The following is a 23,427-nucleotide window of genomic DNA, read 5'->3' as shown; positions in this document are numbered from 1 at the left end:
TTAACGGCTTACAACTATTTTTCCACTTTTAATAACGGCTTCGACAATATTGGTTCCCAGTTCATAGGCAACATGTTTAAAGGTTGGCACATCCCAAATCTGCAAATCGGCTAATTTTCCAACTTGGATGACGCCCCGATCGTTTAAATCTAACGCCCTTGCTCCACCAACGGTAGCCGCCTTAATCGCTTCTTCTACGGAGAACTTATACAAGCGGCAGGCAAGCGTAATGACGAACTGCATCGATTCTGTATAACAGGCAGGGCAAAGGTCGGTAGCGAGCGCAATCTCCATCCCTAAATCAAGCATCTGCCGCGCATCGAACGGGCGCTTATGACTGACCGCAAAATCAAGGGCCGGCATGAGCACACCCGTTACTTTTGCCTCCGCTAACTTTCTCATCGCCTCAACCGGTGTATAGTTCAAATGGTCAATCGAAACCATTTTCATTTCGGCAGCTAAATCGGACCCGCCAATGTAGGAATAGGCATCGGCATGGATTTTTGGCTTCATCCCATACTTTAGCCCTGTCTTAAGAATCAGCTCAGACTCCGCCGCCGTAAAATAACCTTCATCACACCAGACATCACAGAATTCCGCAAGCTTGCGTTCCGCCACTTTGGGGATCATCTCATTAATAATCACGTCAAGATACTCACTTTTCGTCATGTTTTCCGGAAAGCCATGCGCCCCCAAAAATGTATTGATGACATCAAGCGGCGTTTCTTCCCCCAGCCTTCTGCTGACTTCCAGAATTTTTAGTTCACTTTCTGTCGTTAAACCATAGCCGCTCTTGCTTTCCACCGTGGTAATCCCATGCTCGAGCATGGTCATCATCCGTTTTTTTGACTGTGCCAATAATTCCTCGACCGAAGTATTGCGGGTAAGTTCAACCGTTCGATTCGGTCCCGTTGTGATGGAGAGCTTTTCTATTTTTTCAGGCTTCCCTGTTAGTTTAGCCGCGTATTCCTCGACCCGGGTGCCGTAGAAAACTAAGTGGGTGTGTGAATCAACGAAACCAGGAACGACCACCTTGCCTTTTGCATCAATCAACTGACTTTGATTGAATTCGAATTGCCCTTTAATCTCTTCCTCAGAGCCAACCCCGACAATATTGTCATCTTTGATGGCAATCCAGGCGTTCGTGATGACACCGATATCCTCCATCCTTTCTCCCACACAGGTTACAGCCTCGGCGGCATGGCCAATCACTAAATCAGCCTTTGTCTTCACTATCGTTTCGGACATTTTCCACATACCTCCCTGTCAATTTTTCACTTGTCTTGTTGTGGACCGCTTCGTGCGTTTCAGGCTTTAAAAATCGCACACAACATGAATTCGTGCCAAACAATGTTTGCGCTCCCGCTAAAGTTTACTGAAATTCATGGATATCAATCTTACATTCTTCCAATGGAATCACTTTTGTTTTTTTAATAAATTTATAACCTAACCAAAAGACAAGAAACAGAGGGATACCAAGGTAGGCAGCTAGAATACCCTTCCAGTCAATATGACCGCTAATAAACCCCTGATAGTTTTGGCCAACTAAGATGACCAGGCAAACGACGAAGGCAAATATCGGTCCAAAGGGATACCATTTTGCACGATAGGGAAGATCTTTAAGTGAGAACCCTTGAGCCAAATAAGCCTTTCGAAAACGGTAATGGCTTGCAGCGATACCGAGCCAAAAGATAAAGGTTGTTACCCCGACGGCATTCATCAGCCAAATATAAACAGTTCCATCACCATAGATAGACGCAAGAAACGCCAAGGCACCGATCAGTGTTGTCGCAAGGAGCGCCATGACTGGGACACCGCGTTTGTTTACTTTTGCAAAAATCCGCGGTGCCTGCCCTTCCTGAGCCATCGCATACATAATCCGGCTTGTCACGTAAAGACAGCCATTGCCCGCAGACAAGACAGACGTTAAAATAACCGCATTCATCAAGGACGCTGCAAACGCAAGGCCTGCTCTTTTAAAAATAATCGTAAACGGACTGGCCATTACACTTGAATTTTGAAGACTTTCGTTCGTATAGGGGACCAGGAACGAGATGACGACTAAGGCAAGTACATAAAATAGAAGAATCCGCCAAAAGACACTTTTGATGGCACGCGGTATATTTTCTCTAGGATTTTCACTTTCACCGGCAGCTACACCGATACACTCTGTCCCAGAAAAAGAGAACCCGGCAACGAGAAAGATACTTAACGTTCCAACCCATCCGCCAACAAACGGAGCATCGCCAACGGTAAAGTTTTGATAGCCGGCCGAATGGCCATTCATAATGCCGAAGATCATCAAGATCCCAACCACAATAAAGATGATAATCGTGGCGACTTTAATAAACGAAAACCAATATTCTCCTTCTCCAAATCCCTTCACAGATAAATAATTTAAGAAGAATAGCATCGCTAAAAATAATCCGCTCCATACCAAGGACGAACTTTCAGGAAACCAGAATTTCATAATCACAGCCGAAGCAGAAAGCTCCGCTGCAAGAGTCATCGCCCACGATAACCAATAGTTCCAGCCAAACGCAAACCCCAGTGAAGGGTCAATAAAACGAGTCGCATACGTACTAATCGAGCCGCTGGTCGGCATAAACGTTGCCAGCTCTCCAAGACTGGTCATCACAAAATACACCATGATTCCAATAATTCCATAGGCTGCTAAAACCCCACCCGGACCCGCTGTATGAATGGCCGGACCACTTCCTAGAAAAACCCCAGTTCCAATTGTCCCCCCTAGTGCGATCATCGTAATATGGCGCGTTTTTAACTTTTTTTGTAAATTTTCCATGGGTTTTCTTTGCTCCACTTTTGGTTCTAATTGCAACGGTCGATTTTCCAAACGAACACCCCTTTAAACTTTCTTGGAAAAAATGATGCATGCATTGGCAGGAACCTTTAAAAGGGAGAGTTTCAACTCTTTTCGAAGAAATCTCCCCCAGCCATTTCACCTTACGATTTCACACCTTCACGCTCTAAATCTTTGGGTCCGAAGGTTGCCTTTGGTGACCACCAAAGCGGAATCTTAATGCTGTCCTTCGTTAATTTCCCCTTTCCGTTCGCTACCTCACGGGCCGTTTCATAACCAGCCTGTGCATGGCGGACCACCCCAATTCCAGAGTCAACAGTCATCGCCACTTCCAGTCTCATGTCCGATTCGGCTGTTCCATCCGCTACCATCGTAACCCCCGTATGAACCGCTTCACCCATGGAATAGTTTGCTTGAAGCGCAATCAGGTCACACATGCCAACCGCATTCAATAAACCATTCAATACCGGCCAGTCTGAAATTAAATCGCCGCCATCCTTCATATTTTCAGATTCAAACGTTGGGTTCACAATCGAACCGGAGTCTAAGTTGTCACGAGAGAAGGCAACTGGTCCGGCAAGCTCGCCGCGTCGAATCATATCATTTACCTCTAATGCAAAGGCTTTACGCTGACCAAAGCCCATGTAACAAATACGTGCTGGAAGTGCTTCAATAGGAATATGTTCTTTCGCAAGCTTGATCCAACGTGTGACAAGCAAGTCATCACTGAATTTTTCCAGTATCATATCGTCAATTTTCCGTAAATCTTCGGCTTCCCCGGATAGACAAATCCAGCGGAAAGGTCCACGGCCTTCGCAGAACAACGGACGGATGTATTCCGCAACGAAACCAGGAAGACGCTTTGCTTCTTTCGCATCCATTCCAGCGTCGATACACTCTTTGCGGATGCTTGTGCCGTATTCAAAGGAATGAACGCCAAGATCCAAGAATTTAATTAACGCGTTCAACTCACGAATCATTGTCTCGCGGGCTTTTTCTAAATAAAGCTCCCGGTTCGTGTCACGCAATTGTTCCGCCTCTTCTACCGAATAGCCTGCTGGCAGATAGGAGATGGGGTCATGCGCCGGTGTCATCGAGGTTGCAATATCTGGCAAGAAGCCTTTTTGGATTGATTCTTCAAAAATATCTGCAGCATTGCCCACGATAGCAACACCCAGTGGCTTCCCTTCAGCCGCATACTGTTTTGCCATTGCAATTGCTTCATCCAATGAATCTACGACACAGTCAATAAATTTCTTTTCAATTCTCCGATTAATAATTTCAATATTCGAGTCACATAGAATCGCCACACCGCCATGCATGGTCATCGCTCTTGTTTGGTTACCGCCCATCCCGCCGGCTCCAGCTGTTAAAAGGATTTTTCCAACAAGGGAATCATCGTAGTGAAGACGGGCAATCGCCGAAAGCGTCTCAAATGTTCCTTGGATGACACCTTGTGTCCCAATATACTCCCACGGTGCCGCCGTATAATTGGCATACATCGTTAAGTTCTTATCCTGAAGGTCATAGAAAGTTGGCCAGTCCGCTTTCATGATATTCGTTGTCGCCATCACAACCGTTGGAGCATATTTATGTGTTCTAAATACCGCAACAGGCATTCCCGATTGAACAACAAGTGTTTCATTATCTTCTAACTCTTTTAAGGATTTCACAATGGCATGATAGGACTCCCAGTTCCGAGCCGCTTTCCCGATCCCGCCATAGATGACCAGTTCTTCTGGTTTCTCGGCATTCTCCATATTATTCTCTAACATTCGTAAAATTGCTTCTTGTCTCCAGCCTTTACAGCGGAGTTCTGGCCCTCTTTGTGCTTTTACTGAATATAAGATTTCTGGTTTTGACATGTTTCTTCCCCCTAATTAAATGTTTTTACCACTCATATATGTATATTGCAATTTCCGTGCCAAACTTATTTAATTAGCGTGAATTTTCTATAATTCCCCTTTTTAAAGGCACTTATTTTAAAAAAGGCGCACTGTCCAGGTCCATTTCACCAAAAATAACGCAGATGTTTTTTGCAGTTTTTCGACACGGTCGGTGCAAATTGGAGTTTAGCGTTGTAACCGGTTACATTTTGTTAGAGCAGATTAATTTTGCATAAATAAGGGTTAGGGTGCAGAGGGAATCTGCATTCAGACTATTTAAAATAATAAATAAATATTATAATAGAAACTGGATGTCAATGAATCAGGGGGTCATGCCGTGTTTGCAGCATCAATCGGTTCTTTAATGAAAAGTTTTGTTAGCGGGGTCATTGTTTTAAATGAAGAGTATCAGGTTATTTGGCATGAAACGAAAGAGTTCCCTGTCCTAAATATCATCGAAGGAATGCCTATTTGCGAATTAATTCCCTGTGAACAGATGTGTTTTGCCGAAAATGAAACCTATTCATTTACGATCAACCAAAGGAAATTTTCAATCGAGGTAAAGCATCTTTCACTCGATCAGCTCTATACCCTTCTTTGCCTTGAGGATGCATCTGACCTATTAAAAAATCCAAAAATGCGTTTGTATTGTCTTGAAAAAATGATCGATACCCTAAACGAAGGCGTCATGATGAGCAATCAAGAGGGAGAAATATTATTATATAATCTAGCACAGGAAAAAATGGAGGGCTTAAATAGACAGGAGATGATTGGGAAACCACTTTGGTCCGCCTATGGCTACGATAAACCGCAGAATTCAGAACATCGACATACCTTTAAAACGGGAAAGCCCATCTTCTCAAGATACAGGGCCCATTCTAAGGTTAATGGCGTTCCGAAATATGTCAATTATAGTACCTTTCCAATCCAAAAAGATGGAGAAACCGTTGCAGTTTACTCCATAAGTACAAATGAATCAAAGCTGAGAGACCAACTTTATGAAACCATTGAACAAAAGCGAAAGGAACTCCCCACGGAAAAAAATCATGGTGAATTCAGCAACGGAACCACTTTTACCTTTGAGAATATTAAAGGAAGCAGCCTGGCACTGAAAAATCTATTAAAAGAAGCGCAAAATATCGCCGTTCACAATACGGATGTTCTCATTGTCGGCGAGACGGGGACGGGAAAAGAACTTTTTGCACAAAGTATACATAATCATAGTCCTAGGGCAAAGCAGCCCTTTATCGCCATCAATTGTGCGGCCATTCCCGAGAATCTATTAGAAAGCACTTTATTCGGTACCGTAAAAGGGGCCTTTACCGGCGCAGTCAATCAGATTGGTCTTTTTGAACATGCCGGTGCCGGCACACTTTTTCTTGATGAAATTAATTCGATGCCCATCACCCTGCAATCAAAGCTAATAAGGGTGTTACAGGAACGAATCGTGCGCAGGGTAGGATCGAACGAAATAACGCCTGTTAAGTGCACCGTAATCAGTGCCTCCAATGAAGATCCAGAGAAATTAATTGCAGACGGAAAAATGCGGCTTGATTTATTTTACCGAATTGCCCATACAAGTCTTTTCATTCCGCCACTACGTGAACGCACAGAAGATATTCACTTTTTTATTGATTATTTCCTCGAAAGCTTTCAGGAAAAATTCAATAAATCCGTCCCGGCCATGTCGAAACGATTACTGACCACTCTTTATCAATACAACTGGCCAGGTAACACGCGCGAATTAGAGCACCTAGTTGAGAATATTATTATCCGCGTAAGCGAGTCTGATCCAATCATTGATGTGGATCACCTGCCAGCCTATATGAGGAGAAAGATATTGGTGGACAATAAGGGGCTCGGGTCAGTAGCTGAAATAGAGGAAGTCGTAAAAAATCCACTGAAATCCCTATTTGCTAACTCAAAGGAACATTTTATTCAATCGACATTGGAACAATCAGATTGGAATATCTCTAAAGCTGCCAAAAAGCTTGGCATTACACGCCAAAGTCTGCAATACCATATCAAAAAACATGGATTAGAAAAGCCAAGTTAATGAAGTTTATACCAATAATAGCGAAGGAAGCTGTGACATGGGCGTCACAGCTTCCTTTTTTGGTACTACCTATTTTTCGTGCAGATTTCATCTTAATTATGCTTGCTTGCTTTCAAGTCTGCGGGCAATTAACGACAAGCAATAGTTCACAATAAAGTACATCAACGCCACGACGACAAAGATCGGAATAACGTAATTCACATTTTGGGCATAGACAATTTGGGCATTATGCATGAATTCTGGTAAAGCAATAACCACGCACAGCGAAGTGTCCTTCAATAAAGAGATAAATTGGCTGACAATCGGAGGAACCATTCGCCTTAAGGCTTGTGGCATGACAACAATCCGTAATGTTTGGATATACGTTAACCCTGATGAACGGGCCGCTTCAATTTGTCCTTTATCGATGGAATTCAAGCCGCTTCTGACAATCTCAGCCAGCATCGCTGACTCAAACAAAGTCAGTGCCGATATCGCTGCAGCCGTGGGGCTTAGCTTCACTCCTATTTCCGGCAGGGCAAAAAAGGTAAAGAAAATGATAAGCAGCAGCGGCATATTTCGAATCGTTTCGACAATCACTGCCACGACCTTCGATAGGAATGGAATTTTTGCAAATCGTAACGTCCCTAATAAAATGCCAATAATAAAGCTTAATATAATAGAAATAAAGGCAATAAAAAGTGTCACCTTAAAACCATCAGCGAGGAATTTTAAATGATCGACTGAGAGAGCTCCTGCAATATCCATAATTCCCCCTCCTTAATGGCTTCTAGCCAAGCGTTTTTCCAAATAACCAACGCCCAGACTTAATGGTATTGTTAACACAAGGTAAAACAACGCTACAAAAATATAGACGTCAAAGGTAACAAAAGTATGGGAGGATACAAGGTCACCGAAGTACATTAAGTCTAAACCGGCAACCATTCCCAAAATAGCGGAATTTTTTACAAGATTAATAAATTGGTTGCCAATTGGAGGAATGACTATTTTGATCGCTTGCGGCAAAATAATTGTCCACATTGCCTGCAAATAAGTGAGACCCGATGATCTTGCTGCCTCCATTTGACCTTTCGGTACAGCTTGTATGCCAGCTCGAATCGCTTCCGCAATAAATGAAGCCGTATAAATGGCAAGAGCAATCGTCCCTGCCACAAATCCGGTTAAGGTTACACCGATTGAAGGAAGACCGATATAAAAGAAGAAAGTTATGATAAGAAGAGGAATATTTCTGATAAACTCAACATATACGCTGCCAATCCAATTTAAAGGTTTAATCGGTGAGATTCTCATTACGGCTACAATCACGCCAATAATAAAGCTCCCGATCAGCGCAATGATACTGGCCAGTATAGTGTTCTTAAATCCTTCTAAATATGTATCCAAGTTATCTATCAGTATTGAAAAATCAATCATATGGATCTCCCCTTTCCTAAGAAGTAGTCAGGATGGGCACTTGTTACCCATCCCGATAACAGAAGATGTTAGTTAGATTTGATCCATTTCTTGTGAATTTCATCGTACTTTCCGTTATCCTTCATCTTCTTTAAAGCGCTGTTAATCGCATCAACTAATTCTTTATTTCCCTTTTTAACGGCAATTCCGTAAGGCTCTTCTGTAAACGTTCCGCCGACCAACTCATAGTTTGCATCTTGGTCAACCATTCCGTATAGAATAGAATCATCCGTTGTTAAAGCATCGCCTTGACCGGATTTCAATGCTGTGAAAGCCTCTGTATAGTTTTCAAATTCCAAAACAGTTGTTTCCGGAGCCTTTTCGCGAATATTGATTGCAGATGTTGAGCCTTTAACTGCAAGAACTTTTGTACCCTTTTTCAAATCTTCAAGGCCCTTGATTGAGCTTCCTTTTTTGACGAGCAGTGATTGTCCTGCATCAAAGTAAACATCTGAGAAATCAACTTCTTTTTTGCGCTCCTCTGAAATCGTCATTGTTGCTACAATCGCATCAATATCGCCATTGTTTAACATCGGAATACGAGTTTTGGATGTAACCTCTTTAAACTCAACCTTTTTCTCATCGCCAACAATGTCTTTTGCCAACTCTTTTGAAATATCAATATCAAAACCTTCTACTTCGCCGCTAGATGGGTTCTTAAGTCCAAATAATCTTGTATCATACTTTACACCGATGACAATTTTACCGTTTGCTTTAATTTGTTCTAAAGCATTTTTTGCGGAACCTGATGTTTCTTTATCCTTGCCGCACGCTGAAAGAAGCATGGAAGCCGATAATAAAAGAACACCGGCAATTTTAGTAGTTTTACTCTTAAACATAGAAATCCCCCTTAAGTTTAATGATTTAATATACGGCTGAGAAATAGGCGAGCTCGCTCTTCTTTTGGATTCGCGTAAAAATCAGCCGGTTTTCCCTGTTCAAGTATTTGGCCGTGATCCATAAAGATAATCCGGTCGGCCACTTCTCTTGCAAATCCCATTTCATGGGTAACGACGACCATCGTCATCCCTTCTTTTGCCAACGTTTTCATAACGTCTAGCACTTCGCCAATCATTTCTGGATCCAGAGCAGATGTAGGCTCATCAAACAGCATAATTTCCGGCTTCATCGCAAGTCCTCTTGCAATCGCAACCCTTTGCTGCTGGCCCCCCGACAACTGAGATGGATAAGAGTTTGCCTTATCAGGTATACCCACTTTATCAAGGTAATACCTTGCCACTTTTTCAGCTTCCTCTTTCGATTGTTTCAATACCATCTTGGGTGCGGTCGTAATATTTTCAAGAACGGTTTTATGCGGGTATAGGTGAAAGTGCTGAAATACCATACCGATATTTCGCCTTAACTGATTGATATCTGTTGTTTTATCATTTACTTTCAACTCGTTAACGGTCAATTCTCCGTCAGTAATCGTTTCCAGCCGATTAATACAGCGAAGCATCGTACTCTTCCCCGATCCAGAAGGACCAATAACAACGACCACTTCACCTTTATTAATTTCTAGATTTATATTTTTGAGAACATGAAAGTCTCCATAATACTTGTTTACAGAATCAAACCGAATCATCCCCCATCCCCCTCTCTGTTGTTTTTTTTGTACAGTATGTACCCTGTCAAATTGCCAAAAGAAGCAAACTTTCGACTCTTTAGAATAGACAAATAATTAACGGTATATAGATATACTACATTTTATTCCTTATCAAGTAAACACCAATTCGGAAATTTGGAAATATTCCTGATAATTTTACCCCTCTCTGTAACTTACGTAAATCAGAAACTACCCACTGTTCAAGATCGTTTAATCCTAAAATCCTGACATCTTTTCGACTAAATTCCAGCTATATTATACTATTCAATCGTTTGGTTAGAACGGCTTAAACTGCCGTTCTATAGGCAATGGCACTGCTACTAAAAAAAGAAAATTGTCGAGATTCTTAAGAAAATTTCCCAGACAATAACTCATCTTTCCACAAATTCTGATTACTTTCTCTCCAACCTTCATTATTCTACTAAATCATTGTATTTTCCCCACAGACGGGTTCTACTTCTACTTTTAGGCTGAAGACCCTTTCAAACATCCAAGTAGACGGGCGCTATTGGGACACGTTCCTACTAAAAAATATTGAAAAGGGTATCCAATAGACGTTATTGGGGGAAACTTCATGGAATTTCCTTCATAAGCCACCAGGGCAAGTAAGACAGAATTGGCCAAAAATGTGCAAATTCAATCTACGCGCAATATTGTGTAATGATCCCACTAACGAGGAGTAATGTTCTAATATAAGTTGAAAAAGCAAAAAAAAATCCCTTTTAGGGATTTCCTATAATACTGGAAATTCTCTGGATGCATCCTGCCACTTACAACCATTAGCTTATTTCACAGTGATTTTTCGTTTGACGGTTGCTTTATTTCCTGATTTATCATACACGTAGTAGGTCAAGGTGTACGTCCCTTTTTTCCGAGTGTTAACTGATCCGCTAATTTTGATTTTGCTAGTTAAGTTCCCATCGGAGTTATCTTTTGCGGTTATACCAGATCTTTGGCGAAAGGAAGAGTATTTTTTTATTGTCTTCGATTTTGCTCCGTAAATGACTGGCCTAATATTGTCTTTTACTGTTACTTTCCGGACAATTGTGGAAGTGTTGCCTGAGCTATCTTTTACCGAGTAAGTCAGAGCATAAACTCCTTTTACCTTGGTGTTGACTGTTCCGCTAATTTTAATAGCCGAAGTTAAATTTCCATCCACATTATCATACGCTCCTACCCCGGTTCGCGGATTAAAGGCTGAATTGATGTAGATGGTTTTGTTTGTTATTCCTTTTAGCAACGGCTTTACGTTATCATATACGGTTATCTTACGGGTAACTTTTTTTTCATATCCCCAGCTGTCCTTAACGGTATACGTTAGCCAATAAACTCCCTTGACCTTAACATTAAAAGTGCCGCTTATTTGGATAAAAGATGTTAAATCTCCATCTGTAGTGTCCCTTGCTTTCACTCCCGCCGCTGGATCAAATTCTGTGTCGATTGGAATGCTTTTATCAACTACGCCAGTAATTTCAGGAGCTGTTTCTGGTTTTCTTGTTGCTAAGATTGTATAAGTTGACGAATCCCCATATTCACCATTGAGCGCAAATATATTTAAATAGTAATATGTTTGTTTCCTTACAGGAAAAGTATAGACGGTATCATTGCCATCTCGTGTAATTACTGGGGTTTCTTGATTGCCATAATCATAAAATATTTCCAGCCCTGAAGGAAACTTAGAGTGAACACGAAGCTGGAGCCATCCATCAAAAGCTGTGTCCATGTATACAAAAGGATCCTTATCCCATGAATAATCCATTTTCGAAGTAAATGGTTGATTTAAAGGAAGCCGTTTAGTGTCTGCATATGTGATGTCATCAACCGAAACAGTCGTGAGTTTTAAGGTGTAATTTCCCGATTTTATAAATTTATTGTATCTGAACACAAAAATATAGTATGTGCCTGGAGGAAGAACATCGGAATATTGTTGATAATAATCAGGCTGAGACTGAGTATTCCAGTAATGTGAAATTTCCCTAACCAATTCTCCATTTCCACTATACCCCTCTATCGGCCCAATTCCAAATTGCTCTTGTGTACCTTCAATGACTATTCGTTTGGGTTCAGTGAGAACAAATTTGTACCAATCCACATCTGTTTCATCTTCAAATTTAAAATGATATAGTTTATCCCGTTCAAGAAGCTTTGCTTCCTGTAATACATTATTTGGTTCACCAAAAGAATTCTGTACTAAATTAATATTATTATTTGGATAAGTGATTTGTAAACGATATGGAATTTTCTCTCTTATATTCGAACCAATCGATATGTAGTACCGACCAGGTGTGACCCACTTACGAACACTTTCTCCATATGATTCCGTTTGAATATACCAATTTAAATTCTTTCCGCTTTCGTCAAATATCTGCATAAAATAATCTTGATTTGTTATTGTTGCAAAGATTTCACCCGTTTTTGTGACATCTATCTTGTAGAGATCACGATCACTAGGAAACTCTATATCTGCCGATAGTATCTGTCCGCTTTGAAAAGGATACGCCAGCCCGAGCGTGTCGTTCGGCTCATATTTACTATTCCAAGATGGAGTGTCACTTGGAAGAATAATCTTAAATTTGTACTCACCCGTTGTTTCAGGAATATTAATCACCATTTGTACCTTTAAATAGTAATGGTGTCCTTTTTCTACATGAAAAACCGATGGATCACGAATAACGTCCATTTGTTTCATATTTTCATCATATAAGACAGGCCATATTCTTAGATCATTTGCTTTATAAATCACCATATCTCCACTAGATGCAGGCGTAATATCATAGGTACAAATTTGCCCTTCCCGATCAATACTCCCAACTAGCAAATTGTCATCGTTCGGAATATATGTAATTGGGCTCTCTTGTTCTATTTCTGCAGATGTCGGAATAGGTAAGAAAGCGACAAAGCACGTAAAAATGACGACATAACAAATGATCTTTCTCAAAGTAACATTCACTCTCCCTTAAAGACCATGCGAACCATTCCCACGGTGTCATTGTTTCGATTGGATTTAAGATTTTTTCCTTTTTTAATAATGAAATATTGATTTAAAAAATTTCAATGATGATTCCGTTCTTTAAACCATACCACATTTTCGATAATCAAGGCCTGTCGGAGTACAGATGCTAAAACATCCGTTTTTCCATTTTGGTAGATCAATTCCACTTGTTCAGATTTCGAAATATAACGAATATCAAACGTTCCCATCACGATTGATTCCTTTCTTTCAATTTACCATAATACATAAGATCCCTTTCATATGAAAGAATCGTTATTTTGATTTATAAATAATATTGTCATAGCCTTCCGGAAGGTACTTCTTGATCGTCTTGGGCAGCTTTTTCTTAAATTTAGGGTCATTTGTATAGTAATTTATGGCTAGGTTGTAGTCGTTATCAGAATGAGTAACAGCGGCCCACATATGGGTATTATTGAACATAATAACCCCATAATCGCTGTTCTCTAATCCCCGGATAAATCCACCTTTCACCTTAGACCCAAAGCCGTCTATATCTTCCTCATCCGTTACGATCATAAAGGTATCCAAAAAGAGGGAATAATCCTCTCCGACTAATTTTCGAAAACGAGCATCCTGTTCAGCATTGTCAAATACAATTCCTACAAGAGTATCTTCTATTTCTTGATTTTTTTGTTTCATATCCCCTGCCCCGTATGTGTCATCCGCCTTTTGTGGTGTTAATGGAATACCTGTTGGAGTAGTTTTTGTTTTAATAAAAATCATATAACCTGCAAACGCCAATAAAACGATAAAAACAACAATAACTCCAATACTCACTTCCCTTATTTTCATTTCCACTAATCTCCCTTTTTAATTTTAATTGTACCATTTTTTAGGGGAAAGAAACTGCAGGCTGTGGTAAAATGCATGAACCATAAATAGAAAAAGGTGTCAGGCACCATGTGAAAAGTTCACATGGTGCCTGACACCCTTAGTAAGCTACGAATGTTTAAACTAGGACTGCGGAATTTCTTTTAGCAACCTCTGCCACTTTTGCTAAACCTTCTGCGATAATGGCTTGTGCTTTGTCTGGAGCTGCATTGTGCCCTTCGATGATAACTTCATCCACGATTTCCATACCGAATACACCGCCAACAACGTTTTTCACATAAGTTGCCGCCATTTCCATTGGTGCAGCCTCTGGAGTAGAGTAAATGCCACCGCGTGCACTCAGAATAATCGCCTTTTTATCAGTCATTAAGCTGACTAATTGGCCGTTTTCGTCATATTTGAAGGTAAAACCAGCTGCATATACATAGTCGATAAATGTTTGTAATTTAGCTGGGATTGTTAAGTTCCATAGTGGGAAGGCAAACACAACGAGATCTGCTGCTGTTAAGACATCCATCGCTTTTTGTTTTGCAGCTAAAATACGTTGCTCAACATCTGTCAACGTTTCACCTGATTGCATCTTACCAAAAGCATTAAATAAATCTTGGCCAAAGTAAGGCATATCTTCTGCAAAAACATCGTAAGTTGTGACATTTACGCCTTCTAAATTTTCCATAAAAGTTTCATACATTTTACTTGAAACAGCTTCAGAAGCTGGACGGTTATTTGCTTTAACAACTAATACATTCATATATTTAAATCTCCTTTTAGTCATCTAGGTTGAATTTATCTCGGATTAATAATATATGAATTACAATTAATCGTCAACCGAAATACATTTGGATATGAAGGTAAGTATCACCATTTAATAAAAAAGCCCAAAGACCTTTCTCTGTCAGACTCAAATCCTGTTCCCGGGAATTTAATCAAAATCACATAAAATAAGACATTATTACTCTTAAACTTTACAAATCTCGACAAAATTCGGGGCGTGCCTGGCACCGCTACATTAGTTTGTTGGTCGTTTAAACGGCCACCAGTTTGCTTCGCCAAAGGTTTTTACCATGACTGGAACAAACAGCGGCAAGATAACAAATGCATATAGCAAGAGTCCTGTTAAGATGATCGAGGCAATCTGTAATAGTGATAGCATTCCAGAAGGCATCATCGCCGCAAATGTCCCCCCTAAAATAATAGCGGCAGAAATAATGACGGTACCCATTTTTTTCATGGCTACATGCATGGCATCACGTACCGTTAATTCTCTAAACTCATTAAACCGATCCATTAAGAAAATACTATAGTCAACACCAAGTGCCATGAGGATGACAAAGGCAAAGAACGGAACCGCCCAACTGATGCCCGTATAGTGAAAGATCTTCGTAAAGATCACTTCATTAATCGACATCGCCGTATAATAGGTAATAATTAACGAAACAATCAAATAAGCCGGCATAATGATTGAACGGAATAAGAAAATCAAGATAATCGAGATCCCAATTAGCATATAGATTACCGTCCGGCTGTAGTCCTGCTTGGACATCGTTTCTAAATCTGCATTGGTACTGGTGATCCCGCCAACGGCGACAACGGCATTTTCCAACTTTGTCCCTTTTGCTGCCTGTTTAATGGTCGACTTAATTTCCTTGACCTGATCAATCGCTTCATTTGAATAAGGACTTTCTTTAAAAACCACATCCATTGTCATCACTTTGCGGTCTGGTGAGAAATAAGTGTCAAGTACTTGGGCAAAGTCTTTACTTGTCAGCATCTCCTCCGGCAAATAAAACGCAGAGCTGACGGACAAACCTGACACATAATCTTGGGCAGACGCTAACCCTTTAGAAACTTGATCAAGTCCATCCGCACTTTGACCCAGACCATCTGTTAATTTAGTCATTTGATCGCCTAAACCACCGAATCCTTCAAGTAATTTACGCTGTCCTTGGATAATACCTGATAAACCATTCGTAGCTTTTGGAAAGTTATTGACAATCTGTCCTTGACCATTGGCTAATTGGTCAAAACCGGCCTGCTGTTTTGCAATCCCATTGATTAAGGCTTGCATGCCGTTCGCTAGCCCCGCTTGCTCAGCGACTATTTTCTTATAATTGGTAGTAGCCGTATTTAGCCCAGCGGTTAGTGGCTTAAGCCCCGAATTTAACTGTGTTAAATTCTTTGACAAATCAGCTAAGGGACCTTGAACACCTAAGACAGTCCCTTTAATCTTTCCATATTCAGGAGAATTATTAATCCCTTTATAGTCCGACTCTATTTTTGAAAAATCCTCATTCGTAATTTGCGCTAGATTGGCTGAGACTCCGGCCAATCCTTGGCCAATTTGCTGATACCCTTTGTTTAGATTCGTTAGATTTCCGCCAATGTCTTGGTATCCTTTTAGCAGCTGTTGATGCCCTGCTGCTAATTGCTCTGCACCAGACTTAGCCTGAGCCAAGCCATCCTTTATTTGTGTCGAACCTGCCGAACCTTTTCGAATTCCATCCTCAATCTTCGCCAAATTACTTTGAATTTCAATTAGACCTGATTGAAGCTGACTGGTGCCTGACACCAAGGTGCCAATGCCATCGGTCGCAGTTTTTAATTGTGGTGAAGATTTGGCCAATTCACCCTCGGCTTGATGCAATCCATCGCTTATTTTATCAATGCCGTTCTTCCCTTCACCAAGGCCTTCTCCCAATGTTTTGGCTTGTTTTGAAAGATATAAATCTTCAATCGGCTCGCCAACAGGCCTTGTTGCCGAACGGACTTTATCCACTAAATTAACCTTTTCTAAATCCTGTGAAATCGTTTCAGTCAGATTCAAGTATTCAATCGAGTCCATTTTTTCATCATTCTTAATGACGACCTGTGTCGCCATCGCCTCGCCGGGACTGAAACTGTCGGCAATGGCATTAAAGCCCTTGATGGCTGGAATATCACCACTCACCTCTTCAAGCGAGTTAAAGGATAATTTCCCATCATACGTGACAAGGAAAGGGACACAAACCGCAGCGACAACTAATAAGGCAAGTAATGGTCTAGCCAGTGCGAATTTCCCTGCTGCCCCCCACAATTTGTTTTCACTGTGCCCTGCTGCATTTTTGGATGGCCAGTAAATTTTCAACCCAAGCACAGCCATGAAAAACGGAACAATCGTAAATAAGGCAATAAGCAGAATCGCGACCCCTACAGCGACGGCTGCTGCGGATTGATACAATTGAAATTGCGAAAAACCAATAGCGGCAAAGCCAATCATAACGGCAACCCCACTAAAGAACACCGTTCGGCCGGCATTTTTGTAGGTCGCAACAATCGCATCTGTAATCGATTCGTGGTCAGCTAACTCCTCTTTAAAGCGGCTTAATAGTAAAATACAATAGTCCGTTCCAATACCGAACAAGACAGCGACTAAGAAAATCTGTGTGTAGCTCGAAATTGGAAAGTCAACCTTATCAACTAAAAAGGAGACAATCGATTGCGCCGTTAAATAGCTGAACCCTACCGTAATTAGCGGAATGACGGGAGCAACGACAGAGCGGAAGACGAGCAGTAAGACGGCTAAAATAAAGACGACCGTAATCCCCTCTGTTTTCTTCAAGCCTTCCTGCGAGCTGGTCATTAATGCTTCATTAATCAGCCAGCCGCCTGTGTAATAATGATCGACCTTCACATCATCAATCGTTTTATAAAAAAGCGCGCGTAGTTCTTTTTCTCCCATCTTCTGATTCCGGGTGTGTTTAATGGATACCATAATCGTTTTTCCATCATTTGAAACGAGTTGATCCTTTAAATTCGGTTCAGTAAAGTGGGTCAAAATCTCGGTAATTCCCAGCTTCTTTTTACCCGCCTCGAGCTCGCGAACGCCCCGCTCCGCCTCGGATATTTCCGTTTTCGTCAGCTTTTTATCACTATGAAAAACAAGAGCAACGGTTGCCGTATTACCAATATGTTTTTGTTCTTGGACTTCAGCCATGATTTGTCCGGCCAATGCGGATGAATAGCCCTTGGGAACCTTAATTTCACCTTTTTCCTTCACAAGGTCTGCCATGTTTGGTGCAACAAATAACAAACCAACCGCGACAACAATCCAGGCAAGTAAGACAAACCATTTTCCTTTAATGATTTTCTTCACAGATTATTCCCCCAACATCTCTTCTTTGGTTGCCAAAATAATTCGATTCAGCTTTTCATATGTTTTCATAAACACTTCAATTTCGTCCTGATCAAATTGATTAATCAATGACCCGACCAGCTGATAAATCCGTAATTCTGTTTCCTGAAATAAATCTTTCCCATCATCTGTTAAGGTAAGATAGACGACACGCCGATCCTGTTCATCGCGCGTCCGCTGGATGAATCCTTTTTTCCACAATCGCTCAATAATGGCGGTAATCGCACTCTTTTTCACATGAAACACCTCAGCAAGCTCTGAAGAGGTACATTCTTCCTTCTGGTTAATGTACCGAAGTATGTAATGCTGGTCGTTTGTTAAATCGTTTCTGATTTGTCCTTTAATTAATTGCACGCTATTCTTCTCAATCGAGAAGGTTAGGTTAATATAACTATCAACCAACTCTTTGATGGACGTATCTTCCATATAAAGTTCACCTCGCTAATGGTTAACCAATTGAACCATTTTTCCATTTAAGATTATTACATGCTTAGTTGGTTGTCAACGGTAAAAACAGAATAAAAAAGAGAAGTGCAATGGCTAACACTTCTCCATACAACATCTACCGCCCGGGAGATGATTGTTATCATTATTCAGTGGCACAACCCATCAAACTTCGACAAAATTCGGGGCGTGCCAGGCACCTAATTTACTTTGGTTGTTTAACAAGGGCTTGGCGGTCGACTGATTTTGGTGGTTCTTCTAACCAACCATTTTTTATTAATATATTCGCACCATCTTCCGCAAACAAAGCAATTTCAGCCGCAAGGCGAGTATAGGTTGCATTTAAGTCCATTCTTTGGCAAGTTCCAGCTGCTGTGCCGTAACTCCCTATCCCGACGGCAATCAAATATGTGGTATGAAACATCATCAATTTATCGGAAAAGGGCGCAACGGTACTATCCATAACGAGGGCATCCCAGCCCATTGGCGCAGGAATATCCTCGCTAATAAGGATTGAACTAAATTTCTTCACATGCTTAGTAGAAATTCCTTTCCCTTCCAAAAAGAATTGTTTTACATCTTCATCCTTACACACTTGGGCAAAAGCCATCATCAAAGCTTTCCCTAAAGCGTTCGATTGGATACCTATAAAAAGATGTGTAATTTCAATTGCTGTTAATGGCCGCTTATGCTGACCTAAAAAATCAAATAAGAAACCTTGTTTTTCTACAAAATCCACCTTATTTGGTGTTGGTATTTGCGGTGGTCTAATATATACACCCTTTGATAATAATACCTTTCTCGACTGATCATGTAATTCAGAAACAGATAATAGTAAATTTCTAAAAAAATCACTTACATCCGAACGTGCCGAAACACCAATTACTAGACCAAAACCTGCCATTGCAATAGCTTCTAATTTTTGAATATACATGAGGATAAATACATCTGAAAACAATCTTGGTGCATTCATATTTACGTCGTCATCAGTAAATCCTACTGGTATAGGGTGATTTTCTTTAGTAAAAATTTCTGTAATAATTTTAATGTCATTTTCGGCGATACTTAAGGAATATTCAATAAGAGGTAGGATTTCTTTATCTTTACAAATATTTTTAAAATATTTCATAATACAAATGGCTAAGGAATCGTTTATATATTGTGCCCAAAGAAAACCCATTTCCGATGCAGTTAGTCCAATATTATGTTCAGCTATCACTTTTTCATCATCATTTGAAATCGTCACTAGAGTTTTCCTCCCTAAAGGTTTAATATTTCACATAACCTTCAAACCTTTATTAGGATGATTTATTCACCAAAAATTATTCATAGTTGAAAAGAAAAACTCCCATACCCGTCTAGCAAATAGCTATTCCCTTTTAACTTTATAAACCCGTTGAATAAGAATATATTTTTATTACGAAACTAATTAAAAACTAGAAGGAATGATTACATGTTACAAGTCGGCATTAGGATTTCCCTGTTTTTAGTTTCTTGGCTTTCTGTTATTTTTCTTCCCGATAAAAAGAAATTGTTCGTCAAATATTTACCAGTTACCTTGTTTTCTTCGATGATCCTTATGTGCGAAATTTTTTTCTTTACTACACATAAATGGTGGAAGGTAAAAGGCGGTCAAAAAAATATGACACATACGGCGTTCCTTCTTTTATTTGGTCCTTACATCGTATTGAATATATGGGTTTTTTATTTATCAAAGGGGAAGTTTCTTTTATACGCTTTAATCAATATAGTGGGAGATTTAATTTATGCCTTTCCGGTCATAGCCCTATTCAAAAAACTCAATATTTTTACAATAAAAGTGAAATCTAGTTATTTCTTTCTATTAGTTTTGGCAGATGCCTTCCTAAACTACGGATTCCAAAAAGTTTATGAAAGACTAACCCATCAAACAATGTACCTTCCGAAAGAGTGAAATCCAATCGCTCCTTGGGAAAACACACTTGGCAGAAAAATTTCTAACCTAAAGAATGTCGAGAAAATGCAACCTTGAAAAAGGATCTCAGTTCGGCTGCTCAACTGGAATGGCCCCATACCAGTATGGGGCCTATTTGTTAAGTTTAGTCAGCGGGAAAACGGAGTAACCTCACTTATGGGAATCTTGTGTCGTCCCTGGGGGATATTGTGACAACCAACCACCTTCACAATTTCACTTGCAACCTCAATCTAAATTTCCTGCTATCCCTAGATTGAAAACCTGTTTTGTGTTCTTGAAAAGTTCTACTATTACACCCAATTATGTATGCGAAACGATCAATTCACAATCTCCATCCACTTCAAATTCACCAAAGCCAACAGGGATAATCAGATGAGTCCCCTTCTTCAATTCATAATGCTCTCCAGAATGGAAAAGTGACCCTTCTCCTTTAATGACACTAAGAAGCAAATATTGATCATTAAAAGAAAAAGCAGACTTACCGCTAACATCCCATTTATAGACAGAGAAAAAATCAGACTCAACGTAAGTTGTAATCCTAGCATTTCCCCGCGCCTTAACTACAGGCGTACTTACCGTATCCTTATGCGGAACAGTCGTTACTTCCATCGCCTTTTCTAAATGAAGGTCGCGCAAATTCCCTTCTGCATCCCGACGATCATAATCATAAACCCGGTAGGTTGTGTCGGAACTTTGCTGCGTTTCCAAAACTAGGGTTCCTTCACACAATGCATGAATCGTACCACTAGGAACATAGAAAAAGTCGCCCGGCTTAATCTTCACTCGGCGCAGTAAATCGTTCCACTTCCCGGCATTTATTTGCTCAACCAATTCCTCTTTAGAACCGGCATTATGACCAAAGATCATGTCCGCATCCTCTTTACAGTCGATGATATACCAGCATTCTGTTTTGCCTAGCTCACCATTTTCATTAACCATTGCATAGGAATCGTCCGGATGAACCTGTACGGATAAATCCATATTCGCATCCAAAATCTTCGTTAACAGAGGAAATACCTCTCCTTCAGGATTCCCAAATAATTCAGGATGTTCACGCCATAAGTCGTTCAAGGCCATGCCCGCAAACGAACCATTTTCAATGATGGAAGGACCGTTTGGGTGAGCAGAAATCGCCCAGCACTCTCCTGTATTTTCCGTTGGGATTTTATACCCAAATTCCTTTTGTAAGGCGGTTCCGCCCCAAATTCTTTCTTTAAAAACTGGTTTTAAAAATAACGGTTGCAAATTATTACCTCCACACAAATCAACTATACTGCATTCTATCATTGTAGCTAGCAAACTTCATTCTCCAAGAGATTTTGAAGGGCTAACGGGTTACCATAAAGAGGAGCGCCCTCAGGCACCCCGATTAGCCCACATCGAGCATCTTGTATTGGGCTTTCACTAAATCGTAGTAAACTCCTTGTTTGGCCATTAATGTGACATGGTTTCCTTGCTCAAGGATATTTCCATGGTCGAGTACGATAATTTTGTCGGCTTCCCTAATCGTGGATAATCTGTGAGCAATCATGATGGCTGTGCGGCCTTTTAATAACGTTTTTAAAGCCGTTTGTATCTTTACTTCTGTTTCCGTATCAATGCTGGCAGTTGCTTCATCTAGAATGAGAATTTTTGGATCAGCTAGAAGGGCCCTTGCGAAGGAAAGCAGCTGCCGTTCTCCCACTGACAAAACATTGCCCCGCTCTTCCACCTCTGTTTGATATCCATTTGATAGCTGGGTAATGAATGGATCAGCACCTACTGCCTTCGCTGCAGCCATCACTTCCACATCACTTGCTTTCGGATTGCCAAAGCGGATATTTTCCATAATCGTACCTGAAAAAATAAATGTATCCTGCAGCACCACACTAATTTGCGAACGCAGGCTTGAGATTGACAATTCTTGAATCGGCTGACCATCGATTCTGATAATACCTTCAGTCGAATCATAAAATCGGCTGATCAAATTTGCAATCGTCGTCTTTCCTGATCCAGTATGCCCGACAAGCGCTGCGGTCTCACCCGCTTTTATAGAAAAGGAAACCCCGTTTAATGCATTCCGAGCTGTGTCATAAGAAAACTCGACATTCTCAAAATCAATATTCCCTTGGATGGAAGGAAGCACCAACGGCTTTCGAGTCTCTGCCACAATCGGTCTTTCATCTAAAAACTCAAAAATCCGCTCCGAGGACGCCATCCCAATCAGGAGCTGGTTATACAATTGCCCAAGCCGGGAAATCGGCTCCCAAAACATGCCTAAATAAAAGGCAAATGATACGAATTCCCCGATTGTGCATTCACCGCCTGCAACAAGGAAAGCCCCATACCAGATTAGAATAGCCGTCCCTGCAGCATTCGTCATCTCGACAATTGGTCCAAACATCGCATTTTTTTGCACAGCCTGTTTCCAAGTTTGATAGTTTTCTTGATTGATTCCCTTAAAAAATTGAATGTTTTCATTTTCTTGGCTAAATGCCTGCGTAACCCGAATTCCTTGGATACTTTCATTCAAATGGGAATTCATTTTTGACTGGATAAGCCGAACCGCCTGCCACGACAGCCGGATTTTTTTTCTAAGGCTTGTGGAGATGAAAAACATAATCGGCAATATAACCATAATCGCAAGGGTGAGTTTGGCGTTTAAGGAAAACAAAATAAAAATGGTAGCAAACAAAAGCAGGAAATCGGTTAATAGATTAATCACACCACTTGTAAACAATTCCTGCAGGGAGTTAATGTCATTCATAATCCGAACCAGAATGGACCCGGCCGAACGCTGGTCAAAGAACTTATGTGATAATGATTGTACATGTGTGAACAAATGCTTTCGTAGATCATAAATGACATTCTGCCCTAGCTCATTCATCCAGCGGATTCTTAGTAAATTGACGACATACGATAATACATATAACCCCGAAATGATGAGAACAAGCTTCATTAATAAGGTGGTATCTTTTTCAATAATCGCCCTGTCAAGTGTATAAACCCCGATCAAAATCGGAATGATTAAACGAATCGCTGTTGAAATGATGACCGTCATAAACGAAAGGGGCAATAAATTTTTAGCATAGGGTTTCAGATACTGCAACAAGCGCCACATTTGTTTCCAGTTAAACGATTTATCAATCACTTCATCCTGAGAGTAGTGAAACCGCTCTAATATCAGTTGTTTCTTTTGATTTTCTTCCATGAT

18 protein-coding genes are annotated in these 23,427 nt (G+C 40.6%); 2 read left to right on the top strand and 16 right to left on the bottom strand.

All coding sequences use genetic code 11. The annotated features are described in order from the left end of the window. The 3 genes from hutI to BSO02S_RS11955 all read right to left on the bottom strand — a co-directional run bounded on the left by hutI (position 1) and on the right by BSO02S_RS11955 (position 4,686). A complete protein-coding gene (gene hutI / locus BSO02S_RS11965) occupies positions 1–1,248 on the bottom strand; it encodes an imidazolonepropionase (RefSeq protein ID WP_066067100.1) in 1,248 nt (415 codons plus the stop codon). Positions 1,249–1,372: 124 nt separating this feature from the next. After that, positions 1,373–2,803: an amino acid permease gene (locus tag BSO02S_RS11960; protein WP_066067333.1), complete on the bottom strand. Its 1,431-nt coding sequence runs from the start codon at positions 2,801–2,803 to the stop codon at positions 1,373–1,375. Between the two features lie 161 nt (positions 2,804–2,964). After that, complete coding sequence (locus tag BSO02S_RS11955; protein ID WP_066067097.1) at positions 2,965–4,686, bottom strand: N-tau-methylurocanate hydratase; 1,722 nt, start codon at positions 4,684–4,686, stop codon at positions 2,965–2,967. 358 nt (positions 4,687–5,044) lie between these two features. Here BSO02S_RS11955 and BSO02S_RS11950 point away from each other — a divergent pair, with 358 nt between their 5' ends. Next, on the top strand, positions 5,045–6,763 hold the full coding sequence (locus BSO02S_RS11950; protein WP_066067096.1) for a sigma-54 interaction domain-containing protein: 1,719 nt from the start codon (positions 5,045–5,047) through the stop codon (positions 6,761–6,763). Positions 6,764–6,859: 96 nt separating this feature from the next. Here the strand turns inward: BSO02S_RS11950 and BSO02S_RS11945 are convergent, their stop codons facing one another. From BSO02S_RS11945 to BSO02S_RS11900, 11 genes are all read right to left on the bottom strand, one after another. Further along, positions 6,860–7,510, bottom strand: a complete 651-nt coding sequence (locus BSO02S_RS11945) for an amino acid ABC transporter permease (protein WP_066067094.1) — start codon at positions 7,508–7,510, stop codon at positions 6,860–6,862. A gap of 12 nt (positions 7,511–7,522) precedes the next feature. Then, entirely contained in the window at positions 7,523–8,176 is a 654-nt protein-coding gene (locus tag BSO02S_RS11940; protein ID WP_066067092.1) for an amino acid ABC transporter permease, read from the bottom strand. Positions 8,177–8,244: 68 nt separating this feature from the next. Continuing rightward, positions 8,245–9,054 carry a transporter substrate-binding domain-containing protein gene (locus BSO02S_RS11935; RefSeq protein WP_066067091.1) on the bottom strand — a complete coding sequence of 270 codons (810 nt, stop codon included), beginning with the start codon at positions 9,052–9,054 and terminating at the stop codon, positions 8,245–8,247. A 17-nt stretch (positions 9,055–9,071) separates the two neighbouring features. Further along, positions 9,072–9,800, bottom strand: coding sequence for an amino acid ABC transporter ATP-binding protein (locus tag BSO02S_RS11930; protein WP_066067090.1), 729 nt, complete (start codon positions 9,798–9,800; stop codon positions 9,072–9,074). An 805-nt stretch (positions 9,801–10,605) separates the two neighbouring features. Beyond that, entirely contained in the window at positions 10,606–12,759 is a 2,154-nt protein-coding gene (locus BSO02S_RS11925) for a DUF5011 domain-containing protein (protein ID WP_066067088.1), read from the bottom strand. A gap of 113 nt (positions 12,760–12,872) precedes the next feature. After that, positions 12,873–13,022 carry a hypothetical protein gene (locus tag BSO02S_RS27065; RefSeq protein WP_157081447.1) on the bottom strand — a complete coding sequence of 50 codons (150 nt, stop codon included), beginning with the start codon at positions 13,020–13,022 and terminating at the stop codon, positions 12,873–12,875. Between the two features lie 64 nt (positions 13,023–13,086). Continuing rightward, a complete protein-coding gene (locus BSO02S_RS11920; RefSeq protein ID WP_066067085.1) occupies positions 13,087–13,626 on the bottom strand; it encodes a hypothetical protein in 540 nt (179 codons plus the stop codon). A 157-nt stretch (positions 13,627–13,783) separates the two neighbouring features. Next, a complete protein-coding gene (locus tag BSO02S_RS11915) occupies positions 13,784–14,416 on the bottom strand; it encodes an FMN-dependent NADH-azoreductase (protein ID WP_066067083.1) in 633 nt (210 codons plus the stop codon). A gap of 258 nt (positions 14,417–14,674) precedes the next feature. After that, positions 14,675–17,797 (bottom strand): MMPL family transporter, encoded by a 3,123-nt coding sequence (locus BSO02S_RS11910; RefSeq protein ID WP_066067080.1) that lies wholly within the window; start codon positions 17,795–17,797, stop codon positions 14,675–14,677. A 3-nt stretch (positions 17,798–17,800) separates the two neighbouring features. Beyond that, a complete protein-coding gene (locus BSO02S_RS11905; RefSeq protein WP_066067079.1) occupies positions 17,801–18,262 on the bottom strand; it encodes a MarR family winged helix-turn-helix transcriptional regulator in 462 nt (153 codons plus the stop codon). A 223-nt stretch (positions 18,263–18,485) separates the two neighbouring features. Then, a complete protein-coding gene (locus BSO02S_RS11900; protein ID WP_066067077.1) occupies positions 18,486–19,526 on the bottom strand; it encodes a DUF3231 family protein in 1,041 nt (346 codons plus the stop codon). A gap of 207 nt (positions 19,527–19,733) precedes the next feature. Between BSO02S_RS11900 and BSO02S_RS11895 the strand changes: the two genes are divergently transcribed. After that, positions 19,734–20,213 (top strand): hypothetical protein, encoded by a 480-nt coding sequence (locus BSO02S_RS11895; protein ID WP_066067075.1) that lies wholly within the window; start codon positions 19,734–19,736, stop codon positions 20,211–20,213. Positions 20,214–20,534: 321 nt separating this feature from the next. Here BSO02S_RS11895 and manA read toward each other — a convergent pair whose 3' ends face one another. Both manA and BSO02S_RS11885 read right to left on the bottom strand, forming a co-directional pair. Continuing rightward, positions 20,535–21,521, bottom strand: a complete 987-nt coding sequence (gene manA / locus BSO02S_RS11890; RefSeq protein WP_066067330.1) for a mannose-6-phosphate isomerase, class I — start codon at positions 21,519–21,521, stop codon at positions 20,535–20,537. 82 nt (positions 21,522–21,603) lie between these two features. Continuing rightward, positions 21,604–23,424 carry an ABC transporter ATP-binding protein gene (locus BSO02S_RS11885; protein ID WP_066067073.1) on the bottom strand — a complete coding sequence of 607 codons (1,821 nt, stop codon included), beginning with the start codon at positions 23,422–23,424 and terminating at the stop codon, positions 21,604–21,606. Positions 23,425–23,427 lie beyond the last annotated feature (3 nt).

It is taken from the genome of Neobacillus soli NBRC 102451 (assembly GCF_001591665.1).
Lineage (GTDB): Bacteria > Bacillota > Bacilli > Bacillales > Cytobacillaceae > Neobacillus > Neobacillus soli.
The sequence above is the reverse complement of the archived record's forward strand: the minus strand, read 5'-3'. Positions and strand labels throughout refer to the sequence as shown.

Coding starts and splice junctions, on each gene's coding strand:
- BSO02S_RS11895 (WP_066067075.1), top strand. CDS start 19,734: ATGTTACAAGTCGGCATTAGGATTTCCCTGTTTTTAGTTTCTTGGCTT.
- BSO02S_RS11885 (WP_066067073.1), bottom strand. CDS start 23,424: ATGGAAGAAAATCAAAAGAAACAACTGATATTAGAGCGGTTTCACTAC.
- BSO02S_RS11945 (WP_066067094.1), bottom strand. CDS start 7,510: ATGGATATTGCAGGAGCTCTCTCAGTCGATCATTTAAAATTCCTCGCT.
- BSO02S_RS11930 (WP_066067090.1), bottom strand. CDS start 9,800: ATGATTCGGTTTGATTCTGTAAACAAGTATTATGGAGACTTTCATGTT.
- BSO02S_RS11960 (WP_066067333.1), bottom strand. CDS start 2,803: ATGGAAAATTTACAAAAAAAGTTAAAAACGCGCCATATTACGATGATC.
- BSO02S_RS11940 (WP_066067092.1), bottom strand. CDS start 8,176: ATGATTGATTTTTCAATACTGATAGATAACTTGGATACATATTTAGAA.
- BSO02S_RS11920 (WP_066067085.1), bottom strand. CDS start 13,626: ATGAAAATAAGGGAAGTGAGTATTGGAGTTATTGTTGTTTTTATCGTT.
- BSO02S_RS11955 (WP_066067097.1), bottom strand. CDS start 4,686: ATGTCAAAACCAGAAATCTTATATTCAGTAAAAGCACAAAGAGGGCCA.
- BSO02S_RS11905 (WP_066067079.1), bottom strand. CDS start 18,262: ATGGAAGATACGTCCATCAAAGAGTTGGTTGATAGTTATATTAACCTA.
- hutI (WP_066067100.1), bottom strand. CDS start 1,248: ATGTCCGAAACGATAGTGAAGACAAAGGCTGATTTAGTGATTGGCCAT.
- manA (WP_066067330.1), bottom strand. CDS start 21,521: ATGATAGAATGCAGTATAGTTGATTTGTGTGGAGGTAATAATTTGCAA.
- BSO02S_RS27065 (WP_157081447.1), bottom strand. CDS start 13,022: ATGGGAACGTTTGATATTCGTTATATTTCGAAATCTGAACAAGTGGAA.
- BSO02S_RS11935 (WP_066067091.1), bottom strand. CDS start 9,054: ATGTTTAAGAGTAAAACTACTAAAATTGCCGGTGTTCTTTTATTATCG.
- BSO02S_RS11915 (WP_066067083.1), bottom strand. CDS start 14,416: ATGAATGTATTAGTTGTTAAAGCAAATAACCGTCCAGCTTCTGAAGCT.